We start from the raw sequence: 26,732 nt of genomic DNA, 5'->3' as shown, positions 1-26,732 counted from the left end.
AGAGCTGGTCGCACGGGTGGGGGCCGCTGCCTGGACGCGCGCCGGCAATGCGGGCGTCCAGACAGAGCAGCCAGGGCAGGGCGGGCCGGGTGGTGGCTAGCGCGGGCGGCGCCGCCCGGAGGGGTGAGGCGGCCTCGGCGAGACCGCCGGGCGTGCCCGGGGCGGGGTGGTGCGTCCCCCGGCACGCGGCGGGGCGTCGGTTCGCCTGACCGCGGGTCGTGGCGTCACGGTCGGCGGCGGTGCCGGGCGTGGCCCGCTGGTCCCCGGCGCCCTGGTGACCAGGGGGCGCGGGTTCGGGCGGGCGTCGTTGCTGGCACGACCGCCGGCCGCGCGGGTGTCCACCCCGGGCGGCGGTGGCTGCGCCCCGGGCCTGGGTAGACGCAAGGTGTGCGGCATGCCGGGCGGTGCCGCCGGCTGGCCGGGCGGCCGGAGCCGTCCCGGCGCGGGCCGCGGCTGGCCGGGCGCCTGGGCGCGGTGTGCCTGGCGGGCGGCGGCGAGACCGCGCCCGGCCGGGCCGGTGGCTGCCGCGTAGGGCCAGTGCCGCGGTCCGATGCCCGGGTGCCTGGGCACCCGAGGCCGTGTCCGCCCGGCGGCGGTGCGGCCACCGGCCCCCGTCGCGGCGCGCCCGGCTTTGACCGCCCCCAGGGTTTTGATCATGAGCACGGTGCGCACCACCGAGGACAGAATCGAGCTGCCCTGGCTGAGCTTGGCCGCGCTCATGACCCGGATCGGGATGATCGCCATGAGCACGACCACCCCGAGCGCGAGGAACACCCGCATGTCCTGCTCGGCCAGCACCCCGGACCCGGCCACCGCGCCCGGGGCAAGGAAGATCTTCAACGCCACCACCAGCGTGAGGGCTTGGGCGAACTGGGCGCCCAACAGGGCGGCGAACGCCCGCCACCACCACGCCGCCAACCGGTCCAACCCGGGCAGGGCGTGACACGCCAACGCCAGCGGCGCGGCCACGGTGAGGATCGCCAGCAGGGCGAGGCGCTGCACGTAGCCGATCAACACCAGCACCACCACCACGACGAACGCGGCGGTGACGAAGATCATCCAGGCGCCGGCCTGTTGGTCGCGCATCCCGGCGCCGATCAACTCCCGCAACGCTGTCTGCGCTGCGCTGGTGTCGGCCGTGCCGAGCACACTTGTAGTCAGGGCGTTACCGAACCCGACCGCGAGCCCGATGATCCACAGCGAGAGGTTCGCGGCGGCGAACCCCAACACCAGCCGCGGCGCCAAATCCCGGAGGCTGTAGCGGGTTTGCACGGTTTGGTGGCCCATCACGATCAGCGCGGCGGCGGTGATCAGCAGCCCGTACAGGGCGACCGCGATGGTCCGGGTGTGCCCCCACAACTCGACCATCCCCGGCATGCAGCGCGGGTCCGGTGCGTTCAACAACACCCCAGACAGCAGCCGCAAAAGCGGGTCCAACCCGGGCAGCACCACATGATCGGTCACCCACCCGGTGATCTTCGTCAGAACCTTGTCGACCCATCCAGGGTCCTGCGTGCTGTTCGGCGCCGCTGGGGCGCCGCCCGGCGCCGCTGGTGGCGCAGGCGGGGCGAGCGGGGATGCCGGGGGCGAGCACACCGCCTCCGCTCCGAACCCGGGCCCCGGCTCGCGTGGTGGTTGCGCCGGACGGGGTACGCCGAACCCGGCAGGGTGACCCGCAGCGGCCATGGCCACAACACCGCTACCAGCGACAACACGGCCCGCAGTGGCCGCGTGGCCATGGCCAGCCACCCTCTCGGACGTGGCCACCGGCTGGCCGGACATGACCATGACGAGACCAGCGAGCAGCCCGGCGACGACGGCTAGCGCTGCGGTGACCAGCCACCCGCGCGGCGCCCCGGCCGGCGACACGGCCACGCCGCGGCCGGGCGCGTGGGGGGCGTGTTGGGTGTGTGAGCGTGGCATGAGGTTCACCGCCCACCCCGCGACGTGAACAGGCTTTGCAGGGCGCCGAACAGTGCCGGGGTGAGCATCACGCCGAGGAACCCGTACAGCGCTGACTTCAGCGACTCTTTCGCCTTGCCGTACTCCTCGCTGTGCCCGCGGGCCGCGATCATGCGCACGAACCCGATCATGAAAAAGGTGATGGTCAACGTCGCCAGAAAGCCGACGATGAGCCACTGCACGTTCTCGGCGAACTGTTCGAGGGTGATCTGCGAACCGGGCAGCTCGCCCCGGTCGCCGGGTGCGGCGAGCACCACCGCGCCGAGTGCCTGTGCCGGCCGCCAGGCACTGACCACCGCGAACCGAACGGCCGAGACGATGGCGGCGACGTGAACGACGGGTTGCCCGGTGGCGGGCGCCGGCAGGCACCAGCCCAGCCCCACCAGCAGACCGACCACCGCGACGACGCGCGACGACACGCTCACCGTGGCGCCCCTGGTCGTGGCCGGTCCGTGGCCGGTGGCCACGGCAGCGGCCGTATGCCCGGCGCTGGTGGTGGTGCTGGCCGGTTCCCGGCTTGTGCTCGCCACGGTGACCGCGGCCATGTCCGGCGCGCTGTCCACCGTGTTGCCCACACGGTGTGTGGCCATGTCCGCGGCCATGTTGACGGCCATGTTTGCCCTGGTGGCCGCAGGTGTGGCGGGTTGTGCGGTGATGGCCGCGGTGCGGACATGGCCCACGGTGTTGGGCTTTCTGGGTGTCATGGCCGCACCTGCTCATCCCGCGCGTGCCCGCGACGACGCGCGGCGCGGGCCAGGCGTGCGCGCTGGCGGTCGCGCTCAACCGCGCGGGCCGCCGGCCACCCACTCCCGCCCCGCCCGCTACCCGGCGCGGCGTGCGGAGCGCCCGTGCTCACGACAGTCCCGGTACCCGTGCCGGTGCCGGTGCCGGTGCTGGTGGCGGTGCCGGTGCTGTTGGTGGGGGTGTTGGTGGTGTCGCGCAGGGTGCGGGCGGCGCGGTAGGCGGCCATGAGCAGCCGTCGCCGGATCCGCGGGTCGTGGGTGTCCTCCAGGTCGGTGCGGCGTAGCTCGGCGTAGAACCCGCCGAGCGCGGCCGCCTCCAGGTCCCCGATGTCAGACGCCCGCCCGGCCGGCCGGTGAAACAGGGTGGCCACCATGCGCACCAGGTCGGGCAGCGCGATCCCGGCGGCGGCGATGGTCCAGTCCGGTTGCCGCGCACCCGGGGTGCGGGCCCGGGCGACCAGGTAGGACCAGATCGCCGCGCGGCTGGCCGCGCTCACGGTGGGGCTGGCCAGCCGTACCCGAAGCTGGTGCAGCGACAACGGCCGGTCCGGCAGATCGGTGAACCCGTGCGGGTGCACGGTCACCGGCAACGGCCCCACAGAAACCCACCAAAACGCTGATTCCAACGTCTCGAATACCGTCGCGACCTCATACAGATCACCATTGTCGAGATTGTCGGGATTGCTGTGTCCTGCGCTCGCGGTCATGAAATGCGCCTCCTCGGCGGGAGTCCGGGTGGGACGTGAACGCCGATAGGAAGCCACACCCGCTAATGCAGTTCGCATGCAGCGAACCCGACCCGACCGCCGCCTGATCGAGTGGCTGACTGCCGCACTAATGCAGATGCAATGCAGATGGAATGCAGCGCCGGCGCCGACGTGCCCGCCGACGAGGCTGGCCGGCCGCCCCGTGACTCGTGCCGCCGGCCGGGCGCGCAGCGTTGCGCCTGGTCAAAGGGTGCTGCATTGCTGCTGCATTACTTCTGCATTGCAGGCACACCCTGTCACCCGTTCGTGTCGCCGGGCGGGGGCGGTTGCGTGCATTCCATCTGCATTAGGCGCCGGTCTAGAAATGACTCGCTCACCACAAGTCGCCCGTCCCGCGACACGGTCGCTTCTCTCTAGCCGCACGCGCACACCGCGCCTGAGCCCCTTTCTTGGGTTGCATCTTCCGAAAGGAACTGTCGTGATCCGATGCTTTGATCGGCCGCAATGGAAGCGTCCCGGCTTCCGCTTGTGGGCGCCGATCTCGTTTACCGTTGTATTGCCGCTCATCGCCGGATGGGTGTTTTCCGTGGCGCACCGTATTTACGCCTCTGGGGTTGCGGGTGCCGCGCTGGTGGCGAGCGTGTCGACGGTGCCGGCCAGCTCGCCGGGGTCGGCGGGGTCGGCGGGGTCGGGGGGCGGGGCGTCGGAGTGCCCCGACTTCACGGTTGCGCGGGTGGCGTGCGAGGCGTCGGGGTGGCTCACCTGGGTGATGACGGGGCTGGCGGACTGGTCGGCCTCCGGTTGGCCGCTGGCCGCGTTGGTCTCCGCGGCGATGGTGGCGGGTGGGCTGGTGGTGTTCGCCCGCGCGATGAGTCGGCTGCGCGCGGCCGGGGACGCGGTGTGGCTACGGATCACCCCACCCGCCACGATGGCCGCGGGCGGCGCCGCCGGGTTGTGGCGGGTGCTGTCCGGGTGTCTGCGCCACGCCCCCCGCGGCTGGCCCTGGGCGCCCCGCCCGCAACTGTCGGTGGAGTGGTGGGCCGACCCGTCCGGGCTGCACGTCGGGGTGTGGGTGCCGCCCAAGGTGCGTCCGCAGCGGGTCGCGGACGCGATCACCCGCGCGTGGCCGGGCGCCCAGGTCCAGCCCACGCACCCGCCGATGTGGCACCGGTACCCGGCCCGGCTGCTCGAGCTGACCCCCGCCGCTGGTCCGTGGGCGCCGCTGAACCCCGCCGGCAGCACAGCCACCGGCACCGGTCTGGGCGTGGTCGACCAGTCGGAGGAACCGTTGCGCGCGGTGCTGGGCGCGCTCGCCGAGCGTGCCCCGGGCGAACAGGCCAGCGTGCAACTGATCGTGTCGCATCACCGCGACCGCGACCGGGTCACCAGCGGCCTGGCCGGAGGGTTGCGGGCCGTGCTGCCCTCGCTGTTGGGCACTCTCGCGGGCGCACTGGCCCACCTGGTCGTGACGGTCCTGGACGTGTTCACCTCCGGCACCAGCACCCCGACCCGCAACCGGACCGGCAGCGGTGCGGCGGGCGGCCGCTGTGACGACACCTCGGGTGACCCGGTGGCACGCGCGGCGGTCGCGAAACGCGCCCAGGGTCCGCATCTGCGGGTGACGCTGCGGGTGGCGGTGAGCGTGCCCATGCCGCACGACTGGCGGCACGACCGGGCGTGCGCGGTCGATATCGCCACCGGCTACGAGCTGGTCACCAACGAGCTGCGCCTGCGGTGGCGGCGCCTGTGGGCGGCCGAGTACCTCACCCTGCGCACCCACGGCCACACCTGGATCGCCACCCTCGGCGAGCTGGGCGCGCTGTTCCACCTGCCCGCCGACCCGGCCCGCTACCGGCTGGCCGCTCCCGGGGTGCGGCGCCTGCCCACCCGAGGCGCCACCACCCACCTACCCCTGCCCACCGCCCCGCATGTCCCGCCCGCCGAGCCGCCGGCCGGCCAGCCGTGGCGCCCCGCGCACCGTCCCGGACACACGACGGGCGGCCCGGACCGCGACACCCCGCCGAACGGGCCGGCCAACACCGCGCCGGCCAGCACCCGCCCGGCCAACCGGCCCGCCGCGCGGGCCTCCCGGATGGCACCCACCCACGCGGTTCCCCGCCTGTCCCGCACCGGCCGGCCCGCCCACGGCGGTGAGAACCGATGAACCCCCACACCCCTACCGGCACGCGGCGGCCGGCGAAATCCGTGTGGCTGGCCGGCCACCTACTCGGCGCGGCCGGGGCCGGGCGCGGGGTCGTGCTGATCGACCACTCCGGCGAGCTGGCCCGCACCGTTCTCGACCGGTTGCCCGCCGAACCCGGGACGGGCTGGCCCGCCCATGGCGGTGAGGACCGGTGAACCCCGGTACCCGCGCGGATGTGTCCCCGGGCGCCGGCTGGTCGGGACTGGTCCGGCCCTACGCCCCCTGTCCCATCCCCGCCGACCCCGTCCGCGGCCGGTCGGAGTCCGGCGGCATCGGCGGTGACGACGGCGACGGAGAGCTGCCCGGCCACACGACGGCCGGGCAGCGTGGGGCGGGTGGGCGCGGGTTGTTGCTGACCCCGCCCGATCACCCGGCGCGCGCTCTGCCGCGGGTGTTGGGCCGGGCGAACGCCGGCCCGCCAGACCTGATCGCTCTCGACAGCCCGGACGCCCGCTATCACTTCCACGTCATCGGCCGCACCGGGGTCGGTAAGTCGACCTGGCTGGCCAACTACGTCCTCGGTGAAGCGCGGGCCGGGCGCGGGGTCGCGCTGATCGACTGCCAAGGCGACCTGTCCCGCAAAGTCCTCGACCGGCTCCCCGCCGAATGCGGGGACCGGCTGGTCATCCTCGACCCCGCCGAACAGGCGGCGCCCCCGGCCTATAACCCGCTCGCCCCAGACTGCGACGACCCCACCGGCCAAGCCGGCGAATGGGCGGCCGAACACCTGGTCGGCACCTTCCGCGCCCTCTACGCCGCATCGTGGGGGGCGCGGATGGAGGACTTCCTCCGCGGCGCTTGCCTGACCCTGGTCCGCCGGCCCGACTCCACCCTGGCGGACATTTTGGCGCTGCTCACCGATGCGCCGTTCCGCCGCGACGTGCTCGACCAGTACGGCACCCCGGAGGGGTTGGGGACGCTGTGGGCCGACTTCGAGGCGCTCACGCCGAGCGCGCGGTCGAACCTGTGCGCCCCGCTGGTCACCCGGCTGCGCGGCGTGTTGTCGCGGCGGTTCGCCCGCGAGCTGCTCACCCCGGCCGAGAGCACGTTGAACCTCGGCCAGGTCCTCGACGGCGGCGTGTTGGTCGCGCGGCTGCCCAAGGGCGAGATCGGCGCCGAAACGTCCCGGCTGATCTCCGGTCTGCTGATCTCCGGGTTGTGGGGACACACGGCCCGCCGATCCAGCCTCGACGAGGACCAGCGCCCGGATGCGTCGATCCTGCTGGACGAGGCCCAGAACGCTCTATCGCTGCCGGTCGATGTGGATCTGGCGCTCGCGGAAAGCCGCGGCTACCGGGTGAGCTGGGTGCTGGCGCATCAGCACGGCGACCAGATCCCGCCCAAGGTGGCGGCCGCGATCGCGGCGAACGCCCGTAACAAAGTCATCTTCTCCGTGGAGCCCGACGACGCGCGCAAGCTCGTGCGGCACGTCCGGCCCTGGCTGACCGAGCACGACCTGTCCGCCCGCCCGGCCTGGGAGATCTGCGCCCGCACCGTCGCGGGCGGGCACGACCAGCAGCCCTACACGCTCGACGCCTTGCCCCTTCCGGCGCCGATCGCCGGGCGCGCGGACTACCTGCGCGCCCGCGCTCGCGCCCGGACCGGGCTGCCACGGCGGCGACGCCGCGCCGGCCAGCGCCCGGCCGGCGCCCGGTCCACCGAGGCGGCCGCGGCGTCCAGCACGCCGCCGGACACCCGGCGGCGCCGTTCCCGGCTGGCCACCGAGCCGCCCGCGCACGACGCCAACCCTGCGCAACGCGCCTAGCCCGACCCGCACCGAACACCCACCGAAGAGGAAGGAATCTCAATGATCGTGTCAAGCCGCTGCGGTAGTGGGTTGTGGCGCGGTTGGTGTGAAGGTTCGGCCGTCACGCAGCAGTGCCCACAGTACGTCGACCAGGCGGCGCGCCAGCGCCAGCAGGGCCTGTGTATGGATGAGCCGTTCGCCGCGCTTACGGTCGTAGAACGCGCGCGAGGGTCCGCCGGCACGGATGCTGGACAGCGCGGCCATGTAGAACACTCGACGCAACCTGCGGTTGTAACGCTTGGGGCGGCGCAGGTTCCCGGTCACCCGGCCGGAGTCCTGGGCGACGGGTACGAGCCCGGCGTAGGAGGCCAGGCGGCCGGGAGTGGCGAAGCCGGTCAGGCTGCCGCCGGTGATCACGATGAACTCAGCGCCGAGGATGGGTCCGAGGCCGGGCAGCGATTCGATGATCTGTGCCTGCGGGTGGGCCCGGAACCGGGCGCTGATCAGCTTGTCGGTGTCTTTGATCTGTCGATCGAGGTCCAGCAACTGTTGGGCAAGGCGGGCGATGAGCACCGCCGTCGTGGTCTCGCCTGGCAACCGCACTGTCTGTGCCTGGGCCGCGGCCAGCGCGGTGGCGGCCATGTCGGGGATGGCTTTGGGCCACGCGCCGTGCTCGCGCAGGTAGACGGCCACACCGTCCTGGCCAACCGCACGGATCGCTTCGGGGGTTTGAAGGCCGGTGAGCAGGACCAGCGACGAGCGGGTGGAGTAGTCGAAGGCGCGTTCCAGCGCGGGAAAGATGCCGGTCAACAGCTCACGCAGCCGGTTGACGCCGCGCACCCAGTCGGCCATCAGGTCTTCGCGGTGCGCCGTCAGACGGGCCAACTCCACTACCAGGTCGTCGGTCGCGGTCACCGGGGTCAGGTCGGTGCGCATACGGGCGGTCTCGGCGATCACCCGCGCGTCTTTGGCGTCGGACTTGGTCTCGCCGCGAAACACGCCGCTCATCCGGTTCACGACCCGGCCGGGCACATAGACCACCTGCTGCCCGCTAGCGATCAGCACGGCTGTCAGCAAGGCGGCGGCGTTGCTGGTCAGATCGATCGCCCACCGCACCTCAAGGGCGGCCCCGCGGGCGCGGGCGACGAGCTGCTCGATCGCCGCCTGGTCGTTGGCGACTTTCCGCGAGAACACCACCTTGCCCGCCGGATCCATCGCGCACGCGTGGTGGTGGGCCTTTCCGACATCGATACCGACCCAGACCAGCGGCCGATCCGTCACGCTCGTTCTCCTGTTGTCGCAGGTCAACCCCGTGGACAACCCCGCCATCAGGTCCCTAAACAGCGACGATTCGCATCAGATCTCAATAAGTGGCCAGGGCGTCCAGAACGACAGGGCGGCCATTCCTTTCAAGCCACCTAGCGGCACACACGCCATCAGCCACACCCCATCGCCCTGGGCATCCAGGGCACCAACCCCAGACAAGATCAACCTTAGGGAACCGCCATGCCCACCAACCCCAACCCGACGCCCCCGCGGCGGCGCACCCGCCCGCGCGACCACCACGCCACCGAGCGGCGCCAACAGGTGATCCATGCCGTGCTCGTGGTTCTGGCGTTCGTCGCGACCATGGCCTACCTGTGCCTGGTACCCGCCCTGGTGCTCCACTTGCTCTCCAGCACCGCAACCCGCGCGGGTGTCACGGCGGCACCGACCACCACCGCGGCCGCTGAGGGGCCGCTCGCCGGCAGCGTCGCCGCGTTCGCCACCACGTCCAAGGCAGTTGTGTTGCAGGCGCCGGAGACCGCGCCCGAGACCGCGTCAGGGGCGGCGGTGAGCGTGCCGGCGACGGTGACGGCCCCACTTGCTTCGGTGGCTCCGGTGGCGCTGACGCACACGATCCGCGCGACGGAGGAGGACGGCTGCGGCAGCCGGGTACGCGCCGGCCTGGTCGACATCTGCCTCGACCTGGACCCGGACACCCCGCCCGGCGCGTACAGCGTCAACGACCGCGACAAGGACCGCGATCCGGACAAGGATCGGGACGGGGCACGGCGCTGCGCCTGCAACGACCGTGACCGTGACCGTGACCGTGACGGGGATGTGTACTACTACCCGGCGCCCGGCCGTGACGAGGATCCGCGACGGCCCGGCGGCTGGCCGAGCTACCGGCCCGGCTACCCGTCCAACCCCGGCCCGTACAGCTACCCGGGCGCGCCGAACCAGTCCGGTCCACAGGTCTGCCGGTTCTACCAGCCAGGCGAACACCGCGACCTGCCAGACGGCGGCGCCATCTGCACCCGCGTCACCCGCTGACCGACACCCGCCCACCTTCGCCGGGTGGCCCGGGTCGTGGTCGACGTGCAGTCGAGCTGCATTCCACCTGCATTCGGGCTGCATTAGTGCCGCAACACCCGGCAGTCACCCCGGAACTGGTGCGGCAGTCACCCCGGCAATAAGACCGCCGGGGTGACTGCCGCACCCCCACCCGCCAAACCCGCAGGTCAACCTCACTGGAGTTCGTCATGTCTTCGACCCGACTAACTAGAGTTACCCCTGACCACAACAACACCGCTGCCGCATCGGCCCTCGCCCCGGCCGATCCGTCCACCGCTCCCGCTCCCGGTTCGCCCGCGTCCCTCGCGGTGCGCCCTGCCCGCTCGGTGGTGAGCCGGGCGAGCAGGCGAGCCGGCGACCCCCTCGCGAAGATCGGCAAGGCCGGGGGGTGGGTGACCGATCGCGACCGGCGGGTGCTGGCGCTGCTGATCGAGCATCGGGTCGCGACCGCCGACCAGATCGCCCGTGTGGAGTTCCCGTGTCCGAACCGGGCCCGTGTCCGGCTGGAGCAGCTCGCCACACGGCACTTTCTGGCGCGCTGGCGCCCGTACGTCCGGCCCGGCTCCGCGCCGTACCACTACACGGTCGGCCCGGTGGGCGCCGCGCTCGACGCGGCCGCCAACGAGCGGCCCGCGCCCAAGCCGAGCGAGGTCGCCCGTGACGCCTGGCGGCTGGAGCACTCGCCGAACCTGGCGCATCGGCTCGGCGTGGTGGAGTTCTTTACCCGGCTGCACGGCCACGCGCGCACCTTCCCCGGTGCCGCGCTGGTCGAGTGGTGGTCCGAGGAAACCACCGCGCCCGAATGCATGGGCGTGCTGCGCCCCGACGGGTACGGCCGCTGGACCGAGCCCACCCGCGACGGGCAATGCGAGGTCCAGTTCCTCTACGAGCACGACCGAGGAACCGAACCGCTCGACACCCTGCTAGCCAAGCTCGACAAGTACCGCATCCTCGCCGAACGCCACCAGGTCAACCTGCCGGTCCTCATCGAACTACCCACCCACGTCCGGGAGGCCAACCTGCACCGCGCGATCGCGCGGCGCCGTCCGGCTGATGGCCCCTTCGTGTTCGTTGCGACCACCAGCACCGAGTACCTCGCCGCCGCCGGCCACAACCCCGCCGGCCCCATCTGGCGCCCCGCAGGGGCGAGCGCGGCAACCGGCTCGACCCGCTACCGGCTGGCCACCCTGCCCACCCGTGGAGACCTGGTGACCGCCTTGCCGGGCAACCACGGCGCCGACCTGGTCGGCCGGGCATGAGCGGCCAGCAGGGCGACGGCAACGCGAGCGACACCCACACATCCGCCCCGCACGCCGCCGCCCCCGCACGCCGTACCCGGCCACCCAACCGCCCCACCGACCACGACCAGCCCGCACCGGAGCGACCGGCCCGGCGCAAGAGCCGCCGACCGGCCCGCTCACCGGAGCAACCCTCGAACGCTAACCACGATCCCGACCAGCGCGGCACGGCGCGGCAACGCGCCGGTCGGCGCGCGGCGCTCGGCGACAGAACGATGCCCCCGGACAACGGCGTCACCATCCTGTCCCCACGCCCCGGGGAAACCCGCGAACAGTTCATCCGCCGGGTGTGCGACACCGCGCCACCACCCACACCCGAACTGCTTGACCTGCTCGCCCAGGTCTTGCCCCGACCCAAACCCGGAGCACCACCCCGCAACACACACCCCCGCTTCGGGCCACCCTGAACCGACCTAGTCAAACAAATGTTCGATAATCTGCTAGGTTTCGACGTCCATCGGAGACCAGCAAGGGGGAGCATGAACAACTGGCTAGAGGGGCAGATCTGCCCCGGCTGCGGCAACGTCCTCACCTGGCAGTGGGTCGACCCGCCGCGGGAGGGATGGTGGGAGTGCGGCGCTGGTGAGCAGTGGCAAATCGACCGGACGGGACGGCTCATGCCACGCGCTCAGGTGCCGACCACCGCTCCAACGAGCGACCGACGCCACTGATTGTTCGCCTCTTGATCGAGCGCTAAGGGGGCCGGCGGCCATAGTGCCGCTGGCCCCCTTAGCCGCGTGTGGCGAACCTGCGGTCTAGTGGTTGCGTGGCCGGTAGAGCGTGACGCGATCCTGCGCGGGTGCCCGGACCCCGCGCTTACCTCCCACGATGCGGATCTGTCCGAGTTGCTCGGGTGTGAACATCGCGCGCGCGGTGATCCGCCGCGCGCTCATCGGCGCGTCGGCTCACCCATGAGTGGACCGAATCACGGACGCAATGCCGACCCGCGCGGGTGGGCGCCCGAAACCGTTGACACAACCTCTCAAGACAGAGTATATTAAGAGTGTCGGTCAGTGAGGTTGAGGACAATTAGGAGCAGGTCATGCGGATCACCTTCGTTCGGGAGAGCGCCCAGTGCCCAAGCTGGGAGGTCGGGATCACTAGCGACGCGCGGGAGGTGATCGCGGACGCGGTCACGGCGGATCACCCGTGTGGACTGAACGGCATGGGTTCGGACAACACGTGCGATATCGCGTGGGCGTTGGAGCAGGGCTACCCGCTGGCGGCGGCGTACTTGCTGCGCTCGGCCGGCGAGACCCCGGCGCTGGATGCCGCGGTCGCCGCGATGGAGTTCAACGGCGCCGAGGTTCCCTTGTGTGGCGCGGAGTTTGACGAGTGGTGCGCGTCGCCGGATAGCGACTCGATCGCATGTCGCGGGTGCGGCGCGCGGGTGTACACCGACCATGACGCGGGGTGCGGTAGCTGCGGCGCGGAACTCGGCATCGATGTTGACGCGATGCTCACCGCCTACGTCGAGACCGCGTTGTGGTCGAGCACCGGCGACGACGGGGACACCCTGGACGGGCTCTACACGGCGGACGATCTGGACCCGGACGCGCTCGCCGAGATGCGTTCGGACTGCAAGGACTTCGCCCGGTCGAACATTGCCGACCTGGACGGGATGGACCCCGCGCAAGCCGGTCACGACTTCTGGCTCACCCGCAACCGCCACGGCGCCGGGTTCTGGTACCGCGGTCTCGGAGACCTGGGCGACCGGCTCACCACAGACGCGCACGCGTGGGGATCGGTTGACCTGTTCGTCGGCGACGACAACATCATCTACACCAGCTAACGAGTTAAATTAATAGCGTCGACTTCTGGATCGGAGACACCCGTCATGACCAGCGCCACCCGCACCCGCGCGACCCGCTCGACCACCCGTAAGCCCCACCCGCGCACCCGTGCCGGCCGGCCGGCCAGTCCGGCCGACGAGGCCGCGCGGACGGCACAGATCGAGGAACTCAACACCCAACTACGCGACGCGGTCAACGCGCTGGTAAGCGATGACGCGTGGCGAGACATGTTGCGGTTCACCGCGCGGTTTCACCGCTACAGCCTCAACAACATGTTGCTGTTGTGGGCGCAAGCCCAACACCGCGGCACCGTTCTGTCGGCAGTCATGGGCTACCGGAGTTGGCAGGCCGTTGATCGACAGGTCCGCAAAGGTGAGCGCGGATACAAGGTGATCGCGCCGATCCGCCGCCGCCTCACCGAAGAGGAGGCGGCCCAGCTCGGCCCGCGCGGGTACGACGCGACCGGGCGCCCGGCGCTCGCGGTGCGCGGGTTCCGCGTCGAGACCGTGTTCGACATCGCGCAAACCGACGGCGAGCCGCTGCCGACCGTCGCGGCCCCCGCCGAGCTTGCCGGCGACGGGCCCGTCGGACTGTTCGACCGGGTCGCCGAACTGGTGAACGCGCGCGGCTACACCCTCACCCGGGAGCAGCCGCTCAGCAGCCCCGACGCATACGGAGAGGTCGGCTACGCCCACCGCGTGGTGCGGGTGCGCGCGGACGTGGAACCCGCGCAAGCCTGCAAGACCCTAATCCACGAACTCGGCCACATCACCGCCGACCACGAACACCGCCGCGACACCAGCCGCGACCAGCGCGAAACCGAAGCCGAATCCATCGCCTACATCGTCGCCGCCGCCCACGGGCTCGACACCGCCGGCTACTCCGCGCCCTATGTCGCCCGCTGGAGCAACGGCGACCCCGAACTGATGCGCACCGCCGCCGAACACGTCCACCGCGCCGCCCACACCATCCTCACCGAACTCGACCCCACCACCGACCGCGAACCAACACCACACAGTTAACGAGTTATGTTAAAGTCGTCGGCTAGGTGGAGTCCGGGAAACCGGCCCACCTAGCCGACACGCGTACACCAGGCTGGACGCGCTCACAAACGCCCGGCACGCTCCGCGCCTAGCGTCAGCACGCCAAGGCACCGCAAAGGGGTAGGCCGGGCAGGCAGCGGCCCCTACCGGCCGCGCAAGAAGGGGGGACCGGATGGCAGAGCCAGGCCAGCCACACACGCCCGGCGGGCGACGGCTGATCACCCGCGCGGACATGGCGCACATCAGCGGGGCCAGCATGCCCACCCTGCACCGCTGGTACGCCGAACGCGAGCACAACCACCACCCCGAACCCGTCCACACCGAGGGCAGGCGGCTGTTCTTCGATGAGCAGCAATGGCGCCAATGGCACGCCGCGCACCTGGCGGCCAAGAAAGCCACCCTGACCACCGTGGACCGCACCGGCGACCCCGACGAACTGATCGATGTCACCGAGTTCGCCCGGGTGCTCGGCTACAGCGGCAACGACCCCGGCGCCACCATCCGCGCCTACGTCCGCAACAACCCCGGCTACCTCCCCGACCCCGACCACACCGAGCAAACCCCAACCGGACGCATCCGCCGCTACTGGCACCGCCACAGCGCGTGGAAGTTCGCGGACAGCCGCGACAAACGCGGCGGCGCCCGACCCGTCACCGACGAGCCGCCCCCGCGCTACTCGACACACCCACTCATCGACGCCGTGCGCGCCGCACTCGCCGAACCTGACCCGCCCACCGCCGCCCAACTCGCCCGCCAACTCGGCATCAACGAACGCACCGCCCAACGCCTCGTCAAGGCCGCACGTACCAACCAGTAGGACGTACCGCCACCACCGTGAGGGCATGCGTAGCCCCATCCCGGACGGGCGCCGGCAACCGGGGCCGCGCCTCCTCTCGCACGATCGCGCCGACGGAGCCTATGCATGGCGAGCGCGCGCGGCTGCGCCGCTGAGCACGCCACGCCGCTGAGCACGCCACGCCGCGGACTCCGCACAGAACGATGGCGCGTTGACAGCGCGTAGACAAAGCGTTGACGTCTACGCGGTTCTATGTTGCAACGCTGTCACGAAGACCATTCACAGTGCCGATTCCTGGACGGCGCCAGCCCAGAGTTTGTGCAGCCGAGCCACCTGGAGAGCCAACATGAAGCGCAGCGGTCAGAGCGTGGTTCGCTCCACTGACGATTTACCATTGTCGACTCGCCGCGAGGCACTCAAGCGGGTTGCCGGGCGCAGATCGTTCGCAGTAGAGACTTCGGCACCTCGAAAAGGCCACACCATGTTGCTGGCGAAATGCAGCCTCGTTGTCTCGATGGTTTTGGCAATGACGGCCCATCCGACGCTGTCTCCCTCGGAAGTAGTTCCTACCGCAAGTTCGGCGGATATCGTAGCAACCGATATAATTCCGATAGGCGGATTCCCGCCAGGTGCGCCGACCGCTGTGGCATTCCAAGGCGCAACCCAGATTGATCTATTCGCTGTCGACAACAACGGCGCTCTCAATGTGGCTTGGATTCCCGGCGGACCAGGAAGTCAACGCGCCTTGGGTCCTGTTGCTATCAGTGCTCCGGGTCTGTTTCCTTCTGGCGCGCACGTAGCTGCCGCGCAGCAGACCAATGATGTTCTCACGGTTTTCGCGGTCGATAAACAGGGCTTTCTCAACTTCGTGTGGGTGGTTGGTGGTGGGAAATGGCAGGGGCCACTGCGCCACGGCCCGGGGAACTTCCCACCCGGCGCGCCGGTAGCGATGGCCAAGCAAACCAACGACGTACTCACCGTCTTCGCGGTCGATAACCAGGGCTTTCTCAATCTGGCGTGGGTCATCGGAGGCGGCGCATGGCAAGGCCCAATCCGCCACGGGCCGGGGAACTTCCCACCCGGCGCGCCGGTGGCGATGAGCAAGCAAACCAACGATGTACTCACCGTCTTCGCGGTCGATAAGCAGGGCTTTCTCAACTTCGTGTGGGTGGTTGGTGGCGGGAAATGGCAGGGGCCGCTACAGCAGCAGCCCAACGTCTTCACAGCAGGCACACATCCAGCGATGATCCGCTCTGGAATATATCTTTACGTCTTCACCATAGCCAAGAACGGTGTCCTTCAGATCTCACTTGTTCAGGGCGGAGGTAAATGGATCGGCCCCCAATTTCTGGGATTCGAGCGAACACCGAATCCACCACCGCAGCCTCCACAGCCACCACAGCCACCACAACCACCGCCGCCATTGGTCAAGCCCGTAATCTCGGTGGTCTACAGCAAGACTGGACCCACATTTAAAGTATCTGGAGAGAAGTTCCAACCTAACCATGTGGTCCATATCCGTGTCGTCAACAACAGTAATTTTGCTACAGTATTCTTTGACGCCACTTCTGACGGATCCGGGGCCATAAGGGAATTTCCGATCAGCTTTGTGATAAACGTTCCACAGACATTCAGCTTCTCAGCTAATGACGCGCGTCGAGATCCAAAGGACCTCACGGGCACACTGTGGTCAAACACGGTGACGCTCACCGCCACATAACGCGCGGACTCCTGACGGCTGTACCGGCCGGGGCTCGGTCGTGTTCGTAGAGGTAATGCACGCAGTGACACGCCTAGCGCGGCGACATCTCAGGGGTATGGCCGCCCGACCATGCTGGCTGATCAAGGCTACGGAGCCTGCTGGCCGTGGTGCCGGCCGCTGATCACATTGATCCGCGCGCAGTCGCGCACCTCCCACCCATGACCCCGGAACAGCTCAACGCGGTCGCGCGGATCTTCCGGCAAATCGACGCCCGCCGGACCAACCCACCGACACTGGAGACCAAGAATGATCAACATGATACGAGAATTCGCCGCGCGGATTTCCTGATTTCGCCACGGCAGAGGTCACGCCCGGAGCACAATCGGGCGGTGTGGCTGATGTTGATCCCGCTCTCCTGGCGCGGATAGACCAGGGCATTGCGCACGTTGACGAGGCCGTACCCGACTATGTCGCCCATCTCGGCGACCTGATCGCGAAGCACAGCCGGGAGGCCGGAATCTCGCTGTTCACAAGGTGGTTACGCGACACACACGAGCGTGGCCCGATCGCCCTGCTGACGGCCGCCACTATGGCCCGGCTCGCCGAGACGCGCTGAACCACCGCGCCCGACACAGCGGCTAGCCCGCTCGCGGTAGCGGCTGCGCGAGTGAGACCCGCGGTTCCGTGGCCGGCTGCCGCCCGGGGACTCCCGACCAGACGGCGGCCAGCACCCACCGGGCCGTGCCCGTGAATTCTGATCGTGTGGACATCCCTGGGGCCGATCTCCTCGTTTCGCCACGGCGCGGACAATCGCTATGCCAGGCTCGTGTGCGTCGGGAGCAGCACGGGCACTCGGGCCCAAGCGAGAGCAGAGATCTACACGCCCGGCGAGGGCACCAGCGATCTTGTGGCACGATTCACCCGTGACACTGAATATCACAATTTTGACAAGGACGAGAATATACCAGTCCTCAGACTTTCGACTTTCAACACCTCAAGGCCCCTTGGATAGTCCAGCTATGAAGTTGGCTCGTCTCAGTTATCCAACCTTCGAAGCCCTTGTCTGCTTCACAGGCCTCGCGAAGCCGAGCATCTCTTCAGACGAAGATACAATTGACCAGGTCGTTAAATGGTTGGCCTCATCGAACGATGCTCGCTTATTCCAAGTAGTTGAGCGAATACGGGCAGGCGCTACCGAGTACGTGTCAGCCGTAGAGCGAGACACCGGCCAAAGGGAGCACTTAACAATCGTCGTCGCCGCATTCTTAGGCGAGCTGGTGCGAGTGGCAATTATATCGAACTTCCAAGACAGCCTCGGGCAGATCCCCCGGGGGCCCCTCTCCGAGCTAAGAGTGAGCTGGGAAAGCTTGCGCCCGGGAGAGACACCCAAAGTTCTGGTAACTGGTAACAGTCGGACGGTGACAAGGCCAGACCGGGATAGCTTGCTGGAGACAGTTTCCGAGGCCGGAGAAGACTCGGCACGGATTCGGGCATCCATACGCGACCTGAGCAGGAGGGCATCTAGGCATCCGGACGCAAATGAGACAATCAGCGAAGAATGCACCGTCGCCAGTATGGATTCCAGCGGGTCTGGCATGCAAGACATCGATGGGGTCCGAGGAACCGAAGTCAAGTACATTCACAATGGATTCCACTTCCCAATTGGTCAAGCGCTGGAGCAACTTGGACTCCAGGGCGCCGAGCTTGCTGACGCATCTTTCGGAACGAATAAGCCCACCACGAGAAGGCCTCCGAGCTGCTTGCGCGAACCGTGGGACGTCTCAGGCGCAGGTTTTCAGATGGTCGAGATCATCCATGCCACGGACCTGGACTGCTCGCCGCTTGGCCTATCTGATGGTGACATCGTTCTCGGAACGCACAGTGAGCCTTCAGATAGGAGTCGCCAGGTCTACTGGACATGGACGCCAGAGGACCCGGACCACATCCACGCCCTCGACTTTGAGCCAACTCCGGTGCATGGCGGGTGCATGAACGCGGCCGGTGTAATCGCCGTTATCCACGGCACCGGAGAACACCCGGAAGGGACGGTGCTTGATGTAGACGGCAGGTCGCGCCAACTTGAGATTCCAGCTGGGATGGGCGAGCCATCGCTCACCGCAATGAATACCAGCGGCGAGGTCTGTGGATCACTGTCGATAAACCTAGATTTTTCCGACAGCGACCGGAGCCGGCCCGCATTTTGGGATTCAAACGGCAAGGTGCATATCATGACAGCCCTAGCGGTTGGCACCAGTGGCAGAAGTGTTGATCTGACCGACGATGGCATCGTGCTCGTCTGGGAAAGCTACGGAGTGCTCGGCAGTGCCGTTACACTTTGGAATCCCAGAACAGGCGGCGTTAGCCAAGTGCCAGGGGCGATTATTCCAACGGCGCGGGCCGAGAGTGGGGAAATCCTCGGATTCAATCGAGAGAATGGTCGAGATGTAGCCGTGATGTCACGAGATTGCCAGGAGTGGTCCGACCTACCACTGAATAACGGCTTCGCCCCAGCAAGCCTCAATACGATACTCACGATTGTGGGCAACGTCAGATCTGACGGATACACCAACGGCTGGTTGCTGCGGCGGGGAGAAAACCATCCGAACCTGCTCCCGACCTTCCGCTACCACAATACGCGTCCAAGGCACATCAATGCGAAAGGGTCCATTGCCGGCCACCTGTCTACCGACAACGAGCAGCACGTTGTATTGTGGACGCCGTCAACGTGAAGCGGAAAGAAGCCGTTCGCCCGCTATCTCAGCAACCTTGCTTGGCGCCGGATTTAGATAGTTGTGTTCACGCGGCGGGAGCTAGCGCGCTCGGTACGGATCCCAGTGCGCTGTGCGCGAATATTGCCTCAGCTCCCGAGCTGAGCGTCTTCGCGGTCGCGGTAGCCGCATGTCCACCGCTGGCGTTGCTGCTTGCGGTCGAGCTGCTGAACCGTGCGCTCAAGCGCCAACGCGCCGAGACCATCGCCACCGAGACCAAGACCGACCGATCCGAACCAGCCGAACCAGGAGCCGAAGCCGAAGTCGGGGCTGCCGAGACCGGGAGCGAGACAGGAAGGGTGGTGTCTCTCGTTGCCGTCTCGGTCAGTCTCGGCCGCTGCGCCGCGACCGCCGAGCGGCGGATGTGTGGCTATGACAGCGTTGCGTGGCCCCGGGGTGACGGAGGTAGGTGGCCCCTCTTGCAGTGATCTGGCCAAGATCTGAGTGTCAGAGTTAGTTGGCCCCATCTGCGACACGCCCGGGACGACGTGACGGTGCTGTTTGGCCCCACCCCTGTCGCGTCGGCGCCATGCTGGCGGCGACCACGGGTGGGAGGGGCCGGATGTGGGGTCGCGGGTGCAGGTCTACGAGGCCATCCGCCGCGATCACCGCCGCGATGAACTCTCGATCCGGGAGCTCGCCGCCCGGCACGGGGTGCACCGGCGCACGGTGCGCCAGGCGTTGGACTCGCCGACCCCGCCACCACGCAAGCCACGCACGTTCATCATCGACCGACTCACCTTCGCCGGCCTGATCATCGAAACCGGCACCCAGTCCTACCGACTTGCCCACGCCCGCGCCCGACGAGGAGCGGCCTCCTGATCTTTCGGACCCTGCCGTGTTTCGCGGTCTCAGACGGCTCCGACTACCGGCCCGTCAGGGGCTTACTTGCTTGCTTGCACGATGGCGCTGGCGAATGTGTCGGGCGCCTCGACCGGGACGAAGTGGCCGACCCCATCCACGGGCTGCACGGTGACCTGTGCGAAGAACTCTCCGACACGGTCGGACCAGGCGCGCAGGAAAAGGGGGTCGTGCTCGGCCCATAGGAACGTCGTGGGGACCATGATCTTCTCGTCGGGGACCGTCTCGCCCAGGTAGCGCGCCACGACGTTTCCGGCCGCTCGGTAGTACCCGATCGAAGCAACGAACGCGCCGGCGGGGCCATACGCCGACGTCAGGTGCTCAAGCCGGGCGGCGTCCACGATGAAGTCAGGGCCGGACCAGTGGGTCCAGAAGTACTCCAGATAGTCCCGCACAGCGTCCGGTTTCCCGTCGAGGAGCTTCTCGGCCAGGTCGAGATGATGGAAGGACTGATACCAGAACTCGCGAATCGGACCTTCGCTGAGGATCCGTGACCCGACGCCTGGAGCTGGTGGCGTGATGACCATGGCGCTGAGCAGGTCGGGCCTGTCCTTCGCGAGCTGCTGACCGACCCTGCTGCCGATGTCGTAACCGCCCAGCACGACTTGGGAGAGCCCCAGCTCTTCGATCAGTCCCGTGACACTGCGGGCCTGGGCCACCAGGCTGTAGTAGTCGCCGGGGTCGCGGAGGTGCTTATCCGAGGCGCCGAAACCGCGCAGGTCCGGCACGACGACGTCGAACTCGTCCCCAAGCCTCTCGGCGACGGACGCCATGTCCGTCCGGTCCCCAGGCCAACCATGAAGCAGGACCACCGGCGGCCGACCAACCGATCCTAGACGGTCGAAGCTCAGGGTGAACCCATCAACCGGGGCGCCCGTCGACATAGAGAACACGCTCCTTCCAGCAACGCTCGCCCGCGACCCGAGCCGCAAGCCGACGCACGCTCTCGCGCGTCGAGCGACCCAGCATCGACGATCGCCTTCCGCGAACTCTAGTGGCTGGACGGACAACAACCGTCAAGATCAGGCCACTCCCTCACAACGGCAAGGCGGGCTCGTCACCCAGCACTACGAGCACCTCCGCCGCTGGAGCCAACTAGGACTGTCACCCCGGGGCCAACTTCAGTTGACATCGCCAGATGTGGGACTACTACCAGAGTCAACGCGCTCAGGGCCGAACGCCGACCGGCGCTGAACTCGATCGGATGGCCAAGACCAACAACTACGGCCGCCGAGTCCTTCGCCGCTGGCGCTCCGAAGGACGACTAGCGATCGCGATCCCCGTCCGCGAAGGACCGGTCAGGTGATTTGAATCCGGCACAACCCCCCCGCCCGATGGCTTAGATTAGTCGGAGTCTTTGGAAGAAAAATCACTTGGGCCTAGGTCGAAGTCGCGGCGGCTCCAGGTTCGTGAAAGCCATTCTTCGAGCTGGCACTCAATGTCCTTGTCGAACACTCCAGTGTTGGCGAGAAGGTTCCTGAGGCCGTCCGCTAGCCCGGGGGAAAGTTCGTCGAAAGAGTCGAGCAGGGTTTGTGCCCCCAAATGGACCACGGATTCTAAGGCGAATCCACGTCCTCTGTGTGGAGCGGTCGTCGGGTCCTCGTCTTCAGGCAAAAGGGATGACAAAAGTGCTCTTGCGCCAGTCCAACGCGAAGTTGCGCGTGTATGGGCCAATTCGCCAAGCGCGAGATTCAAAGCATGAAGGCGTTTCCAGCCAGCCGTCTTTAGCCAGTCTCGAGGAGAGGTCGAACTACGCGCCTCTAGTTTTGCGGCTTTTTGTGGGTCCCGGTGCCAAACTCGCAGCCGAGCGAGCGACTCCAATACAACTCGTAAGATACCCATCGCTCGGTCGTCGTCTTCTAACCAAAGCCAGAAGGCCGACCTTAAGCCGGACGAGCCGATCGCAGCCGCATTAGAGACCTCGGGCACTTCATGCCAGCGACCTAGTAACGCCAGAGCTTCGGCTACGAAAATGACCTTGGATTCCCGATTGGTCAAGCCAGCTAGATTGAATTGTTCGCCCAGTAGTAATGCCTCTGCTTCGAAGCTTGCTTCTGCGGTCGAAGCTGCGGCGGCCCGGCGCGATACAAAGAACAGTTCGGATATTTCATCGTCCCTGAAGAGTCGACCGGCGGGGCGCTCGCCGCGATGAATTGCGTCGATTTGCTCTCTGGCTAGCTGCATCTGGTTAACGACATCAGAAGATAGGCCGGTGTGTGGAACGAATGGCCATAGACTCCAGTTCGGATAGGGTGCGTGCCCAGCGTTCAGCTTAGAGCTTGATATCGCAAACGCTGACTTGGCGCGCTCTGGCTCCGATTGGGAAAGATAGCAGGTGCATACGCAGCTTCTGACTCTTTGTACAACTACCTCTAACACGTCAAGTATATGGTTTGCAACTCGAAATGATGAGTTGCGGTCAGGGGCTCGCAGCAAATCGAGCGCCTCAAGTCTGGCTGCGCTGCCATCAAGTCCACGGCCATGCAGAAACTCGGAGATGTGCACATACAGGCTGCCAACAGAGACTGTGCGCCCCGCAATTGGTAATCGCGTCTCGACGTTCTGGGCGCGTTCATCCGGTGGGACTATTTGCCAGCTTGTATCTAAGTCCACAGTCGACCACAGCCGATCGTAGTATGAGGCAGTGCTTTCCCCCGGAGTGTGCGATATCTGGGCCGTGCTTTCTAAGTTCAGCGCCCATCGCTCCAGTTGGAAACGAGCGATTTGCGCCGCTCCCACAAGTTGTCCAGCAGCTAGAAGTCGTAGGGCAGATACGACCCGATCAATACTCCAAGCTAAGTGGTCCAGCCAGCCCCTGCCTGAATAGATTGGCGGTCTTGAAGGATCGGCGCCCAGAAGTAAGAGATTGGTGTCGAGCGTGAACAGTTGGTTGACCAGGATGCGCATTCGTCGCCTGATCTCGAGCTGAACGTGGCCAACGCGTTCCATGCGCTGATTGTGACGGGAAATCAAGGCGGCGGCCAAGGAATCCTGGCCCCTCAGAGAAGCCGCCTCATAGTCGGCTACTCGGTTGCCGACGGTGCGCCCGAACTCCTCTGCCCGATTGGCCCTTTTGTAGGCACTAGCGGGATGCGACGTATCAAATCCACCCGCAGCCTGAGTCTTGTAGCCTTCGCGTCTTAGCCGTTTTCGGCGACTCGCACGTCCCATCGAAAAATCCTCACGCTCGACGCAAAACGCTAGTCTGATGTTGCGATTCTGTCGACAGATATTCTCTCTGACTGCGCCCAGTTGCGGGCGCCCGACCAGCGCGGTTGAGCCATGGCTAGCCGTTCAGCCTGTCGTGACGTGTGCGCGCTCGCCGCGCATCAGCCGCGCACACCGCCCGCAGCGACACCACCGCCAGCAGCCGCGCCACTTGGCGGCACACCGCGACTAACCCCGTCGGGGCGTTCGCCACCGCATCAGCGGCCCTCGTCAGCGGCGGCGGCCGGCTTGGTCGAGGGCTTGTCCGTCGTCGTTTCGCTCACGCTGTCCTGCTTCCTGCGGGCCATAGCGGACCTAACGCGGAGTCGGGCCACAATTTAATGTTTTGCTTGGCAAATTCCCTGATGAAGCTGATATATCTGCTTGTCATTTTGTCGGCTATCTCGGCGATTGCACCGCGGACGTCGAATTTAGCGCGCCCACCAATTTGCCGGCACTGTCGTCCGACATAATTCCGACACTCTCACACGCCTTGTAACAAACTTCTTGGACTATCCATACGCTGCCAAAGCATTGAGCTATGAGCGAGCCAGAAAATTTGGGGTCGAACTGAATATTCAGGAGATGCGCGCCAAACTGGATCACGTTTCGGAGAGATGTTTCATTCCATTTGTCAGCGTCGACCGCATCGATTCGCCCAGCCAGATCGCCGTGAAGCTGGATCAGGCGATCACTGCCGCGCCAGATGCCTACGATGACGAACCGGACAAGGCCGTCTTCAAAGAACGATTTGAGCGCTTGCGCGAATCGCTTCTGCGTTTCAGTCGCAAGTACATGAAACTCTTCGAGCACTACAACTTTCTGGAATCCGAGCTCTCTGAGCTTTGAGATCACCTGATTAACATCGCTCAGATCGACTGGCTCAGGATTGATCGTATCTGTCCGTTCGTCAGCATGGCCATGGCTCTTCTCGGTGCTCAATCCAGTCTCAAATAGAGTAAGCTTGCCTTTAGCGTCGAAGCGATCAGATGCGCGATTTTCATGTTTTTGAGCTGCGGTTTGAGAGGCGATCGGGACATAGCCCGCCGCTCTCAGTATCGCCTTATTGATGTCTTCCGCTGACCAGTGCTGTTGGCAACTCAGTACGATCGACTCGTCAGCTGGAATTGCCTCACGTCGTACACAGGTCTTCCCTTGCTTGCTACTTCCGTAGATCACGATAGGCCTTCTACGCGCAAGCGCGCGTTTGATGGGGCCGTCTACCTCTGCTCGCGCAACGTAGTTTCGGGGGTTTTTTCCGCCTTGAATTCCAAACACTTCACCCAAAAGCTCGATACGCTCCGGCTCGCTGAGCGGCTCGGGTCCTCGACCGAGAAACTCTGGTAGCCAACCGGGGGAGTCGTCACGCGCCACGTTGGTGCCTACCTTTCGTCGCGATTGCTAGCGCGGGAAAACGCTACAGCGAGCGCTTGGCGATTCGGCCAACGTCGCGACTCAGTCCCGACACGATCCTTGTTTACCGGGCATGCGTGGAGAGGCTCGTGCCACGAACGGCCGCCACTACCCTCGGCGTCCTCGGCCCCCGCTTGCTCGGCAGTCGCTCCAGGATCACCCGCGTGGACTGGGGCGGCGCGGTGTTCCACGAAGGTGTGTGACTCAAACACTTGTTCGAGTCTCTGCTAGGCTTCGGTGTCCGTCGGCGACCAGCGAGGGGGAGCATGAACAACTGGCTGGAGGGGCAGATCTGCCCTGGCTGCGGCAACGTCTTCACCTGGCCGTGGGCGGACCCACCGTGGGAGGGATGGTGGGAGTGCAGCGCGGGTGAGCAGTGGCGAATCGACCGGACCGGGCGGCTTATGCCACGCGCTCAGGTGCCGGTGACTAGACCGACGAGCGATCCTCGTTACTGATCGTTTGCGCCTGTCCAGCACTGTCGGCCGCCGACGCGGACCGCGCAACGGGGGCCGACGGCCACGGCGCCGCCGGCCCCCGTTTGCTGCGTGTGGCTAACCCGCGGCCTGGTGGTTGCTCGGCCGGTAGAGCGTGACGCGTTCCTGCGCGGGTGTCCGGACCCCGCGCTTGCCTCCAACGATGCGGATCTGTCCGAGTTGCTCGGGTGTGAACATCGCGCGCGCGGTGATCCGCCGCGCGCTCATCGGCGCATCCGCCCACCGCTGCCGAACATCGGCACCCGGCGCGATCATCCCGACCAGCGCCGAGGGGATCGTGAGCCGCTGGATCTCCTCCCTAGCCTCTTTGATCTTCTTGAGGTTCTTGCGCTCGATCGCGCCGGCCAGACCCGGGCTCATCTCCTCGCTGGACACCGCATCTTCCAACTCGGCGTTCAGCGACTCCCACCGGCCGATGTCCGCCTCCAGCTTGTCGACCCGCTCATCTTCCTGCTCGCTTCGAGCACGGATTTCCCGAATCACCCGCCGGTTCTCCAGGTGAGTGAGCAAGATGTCTTCGATGTACTCATCCAGCTCAACCATCAGCACCGACACGCAGCCCAGGTCATGACAGCCGTAGGCCATCACGGCATTGCTGCGCGGCCGCGCGCTCATCGGCCCGCCACACAGCGCGCACCGCGCGATGTAGGTCAACAGGTACTCGGCCTTGCCATCGCGCGGCGCCTGCCTGTCCTTGTCAGCGTGCGCCTCGCCGGCCGCGCGCATCCGCTTGACCACGTCGCGCCACTGCTTCTTCGTCACGATGCCCGGCCACTGCGCCGGGTACAGGTTCTTCTCCGTGATCTTGCGCGAGCCGCCGCCCGACACCCCCGGCAGATGCACCCGCAGACCCGCGTAGCACGGCCGACGCAGCAACGTACGCAGATGCTCCGGCGAGAACCGCTTACCGCCCTTCGAACGGACACCACGCTCAGCCCACTCCCGCGCGATGTCGTTCAGGCTCACCCCTTCCAAGTAGCGCTCGAACAACTCCTTGACCAGCGGCGCCGTGTCCGGGTCCAACTCTTGGCGGATCAGCTTCCCGGTGCGCTCGTTGTACAGCCGGCGATAGCCGAACGGGATTTGCCCCTGCGGGCGTCCCTCCCGCGCGGACGCGGCCATATCCCGCCTGGTGCGGGCAGAGGTCTTCCCACTCTCGTACTCGCTGTCAACCGCATCCTCCAACAGCGTCCGCCGATCCCGCGGGTTCGCCGGGTCATACAGCCGGTTGTGCGTGTGCACCCAGAAGTACACCTGGCGCAGCTCACACAGGTCGATCAGGCGCACCCACTCATCCACCCGGCGGCTGCCCCGGCTGCTCTCCCACAACAGCAGCACCCGCCCGCCGAACCGATCACCTTCAAGATCACTGATCAGCTGATCAAAGTCACCTCGAACATCACGGCTGTAGCGAGACGCACTCTTCGAGTTGTCCGAGTACGACGCGCCGTACTTCCAACCCCGGCTCTCACAGTCCGCGGCGAGCACATCGTTGGTCTGCCCGACCGACTTCGCCACCCCCGAACGGTCCTTGCTGACCCGCAGATACGCACGGGCCAACACCTCGGTTAACGCCTTGAGCACTGCATACGGGTCATCCATAGCCCGAAAGTACCGCTTACAAAGCCCCTCCGTGCCCAGATCCCCGACTCGCG

At 67.0% G+C, this 26,732-nt stretch carries 22 protein-coding genes; 13 read left to right on the top strand and 9 right to left on the bottom strand.

Translation table 11 applies throughout. The features are described 5' to 3' along the window. Positions 1-96 precede the first annotated feature (96 nt). The 4 genes from ABEB12_RS35715 to ABEB12_RS35700 form a co-directional block, all read right to left on the bottom strand. Entirely contained in the window at positions 97-1,464 is a 1,368-nt protein-coding gene (locus ABEB12_RS35715) for a hypothetical protein (protein WP_185065223.1), read from the bottom strand. 464 nt (positions 1,465-1,928) lie between these two features. Beyond that, positions 1,929-2,507, bottom strand: a complete 579-nt coding sequence (locus tag ABEB12_RS35710; protein ID WP_345703429.1) for a hypothetical protein — start codon at positions 2,505-2,507, stop codon at positions 1,929-1,931. Positions 2,508-2,662: 155 nt separating this feature from the next. Beyond that, positions 2,663-3,304: a hypothetical protein gene (locus tag ABEB12_RS35705; RefSeq protein WP_185065221.1), complete on the bottom strand. Its 642-nt coding sequence runs from the start codon at positions 3,302-3,304 to the stop codon at positions 2,663-2,665. Between the two features lie 708 nt (positions 3,305-4,012). Beyond that, entirely contained in the window at positions 4,013-4,174 is a 162-nt protein-coding gene (locus tag ABEB12_RS35700; protein ID WP_185065220.1) for a hypothetical protein, read from the bottom strand. A 4-nt stretch (positions 4,175-4,178) separates the two neighbouring features. Between ABEB12_RS35700 and ABEB12_RS35695 the strand changes: the two genes are divergently transcribed. From ABEB12_RS35695 to ABEB12_RS35685, 3 genes are read left to right on the top strand one after another with little or no spacing between them, the layout of a single operon-like run. Further along, positions 4,179-5,576 carry a hypothetical protein gene (locus ABEB12_RS35695; protein ID WP_345703428.1) on the top strand — a complete coding sequence of 466 codons (1,398 nt, stop codon included), beginning with the start codon at positions 4,179-4,181 and terminating at the stop codon, positions 5,574-5,576. Beyond that, positions 5,573-5,770, top strand: a complete 198-nt coding sequence (locus ABEB12_RS35690; RefSeq protein ID WP_185065218.1) for a hypothetical protein — start codon at positions 5,573-5,575, stop codon at positions 5,768-5,770. Before ABEB12_RS35695 ends, ABEB12_RS35690 begins: the two co-directional genes overlap by 4 nt. Beyond that, positions 5,767-7,380, top strand: coding sequence for a type IV secretory system conjugative DNA transfer family protein (locus tag ABEB12_RS35685; protein WP_185065217.1), 1,614 nt, complete (start codon positions 5,767-5,769; stop codon positions 7,378-7,380). The genes ABEB12_RS35690 and ABEB12_RS35685 overlap by 4 nt, the downstream gene beginning before the upstream one ends. 51 nt (positions 7,381-7,431) lie before the next feature. Here the strand turns inward: ABEB12_RS35685 and ABEB12_RS35680 are convergent, their stop codons facing one another. Then, positions 7,432-8,691 carry an IS110 family RNA-guided transposase gene (locus tag ABEB12_RS35680; protein ID WP_185065216.1) on the bottom strand — a complete coding sequence of 420 codons (1,260 nt, stop codon included), beginning with the start codon at positions 8,689-8,691 and terminating at the stop codon, positions 7,432-7,434. Positions 8,692-8,868: 177 nt separating this feature from the next. Between ABEB12_RS35680 and ABEB12_RS35675 the strand changes: the two genes are divergently transcribed. The 10 genes from ABEB12_RS35675 (at position 8,869) to ABEB12_RS35630 (ending at position 19,921) form a co-directional block, all read left to right on the top strand. Then, positions 8,869-9,678, top strand: coding sequence for a hypothetical protein (locus tag ABEB12_RS35675; protein ID WP_185065215.1), 810 nt, complete (start codon positions 8,869-8,871; stop codon positions 9,676-9,678). A gap of 209 nt (positions 9,679-9,887) precedes the next feature. Continuing rightward, the gene (locus ABEB12_RS35670; protein WP_345703427.1) at positions 9,888-10,958 is read left to right on the top strand and encodes a replication-relaxation family protein; all 1,071 of its coding nucleotides are present in this window, start codon (positions 9,888-9,890) and stop codon (positions 10,956-10,958) included. Further along, positions 10,955-11,404: a hypothetical protein gene (locus ABEB12_RS35665; protein ID WP_185065213.1), complete on the top strand. Its 450-nt coding sequence runs from the start codon at positions 10,955-10,957 to the stop codon at positions 11,402-11,404. Before ABEB12_RS35670 ends, ABEB12_RS35665 begins: the two co-directional genes overlap by 4 nt. Positions 11,405-12,039: 635 nt before the next feature. Next, positions 12,040-12,789 (top strand): hypothetical protein, encoded by a 750-nt coding sequence (locus ABEB12_RS35660; protein WP_185065212.1) that lies wholly within the window; start codon positions 12,040-12,042, stop codon positions 12,787-12,789. A gap of 45 nt (positions 12,790-12,834) precedes the next feature. Next, entirely contained in the window at positions 12,835-13,812 is a 978-nt protein-coding gene (locus ABEB12_RS35655; protein ID WP_185065211.1) for an ArdC-like ssDNA-binding domain-containing protein, read from the top strand. Positions 13,813-14,005: 193 nt separating this feature from the next. Next, on the top strand, positions 14,006-14,650 hold the full coding sequence (locus ABEB12_RS35650; protein ID WP_185065210.1) for a hypothetical protein: 645 nt from the start codon (positions 14,006-14,008) through the stop codon (positions 14,648-14,650). Positions 14,651-14,975: 325 nt separating this feature from the next. Next, positions 14,976-16,349 carry a PLL family lectin gene (locus ABEB12_RS35645; RefSeq protein WP_185065209.1) on the top strand — a complete coding sequence of 458 codons (1,374 nt, stop codon included), beginning with the start codon at positions 14,976-14,978 and terminating at the stop codon, positions 16,347-16,349. Positions 16,350-16,722: 373 nt separating this feature from the next. Then, on the top strand, positions 16,723-16,947 hold the full coding sequence (locus ABEB12_RS35640; protein ID WP_185065208.1) for a hypothetical protein: 225 nt from the start codon (positions 16,723-16,725) through the stop codon (positions 16,945-16,947). A gap of 1,183 nt (positions 16,948-18,130) precedes the next feature. Then, positions 18,131-19,060 carry a hypothetical protein gene (locus ABEB12_RS35635; RefSeq protein ID WP_185065207.1) on the top strand — a complete coding sequence of 310 codons (930 nt, stop codon included), beginning with the start codon at positions 18,131-18,133 and terminating at the stop codon, positions 19,058-19,060. A 615-nt stretch (positions 19,061-19,675) separates the two neighbouring features. Further along, a complete protein-coding gene (locus ABEB12_RS35630) occupies positions 19,676-19,921 on the top strand; it encodes a hypothetical protein (protein WP_221498755.1) in 246 nt (81 codons plus the stop codon). Positions 19,922-19,983: 62 nt separating this feature from the next. On the opposite strand, the gene ABEB12_RS35625 is transcribed toward ABEB12_RS35630, so the two are convergent. From ABEB12_RS35625 to ABEB12_RS35610, 4 genes are all read right to left on the bottom strand, one after another. Continuing rightward, positions 19,984-20,844, bottom strand: coding sequence for an alpha/beta fold hydrolase (locus ABEB12_RS35625; RefSeq protein WP_185065206.1), 861 nt, complete (start codon positions 20,842-20,844; stop codon positions 19,984-19,986). A gap of 460 nt (positions 20,845-21,304) precedes the next feature. Next, positions 21,305-23,131, bottom strand: a complete 1,827-nt coding sequence (locus ABEB12_RS35620) for a hypothetical protein (RefSeq protein WP_185065205.1) — start codon at positions 23,129-23,131, stop codon at positions 21,305-21,307. 435 nt (positions 23,132-23,566) lie between these two features. Beyond that, positions 23,567-24,541: a hypothetical protein gene (locus tag ABEB12_RS35615; protein ID WP_185065204.1), complete on the bottom strand. Its 975-nt coding sequence runs from the start codon at positions 24,539-24,541 to the stop codon at positions 23,567-23,569. A gap of 593 nt (positions 24,542-25,134) precedes the next feature. Further along, positions 25,135-26,679, bottom strand: a complete 1,545-nt coding sequence (locus ABEB12_RS35610) for a recombinase family protein (protein WP_185065203.1) — start codon at positions 26,677-26,679, stop codon at positions 25,135-25,137. Positions 26,680-26,732: the final 53 nt, after the last annotated feature.

The organism is Actinospineispora eucalypti (genome assembly GCF_039543365.1).
GTDB lineage: Bacteria > Actinomycetota > Actinomycetes > Mycobacteriales > Pseudonocardiaceae > Pseudonocardia > Pseudonocardia eucalypti.
Note: the sequence above shows the minus strand (reverse complement) of the source record. Positions and strands in the feature narration are given on the sequence as shown.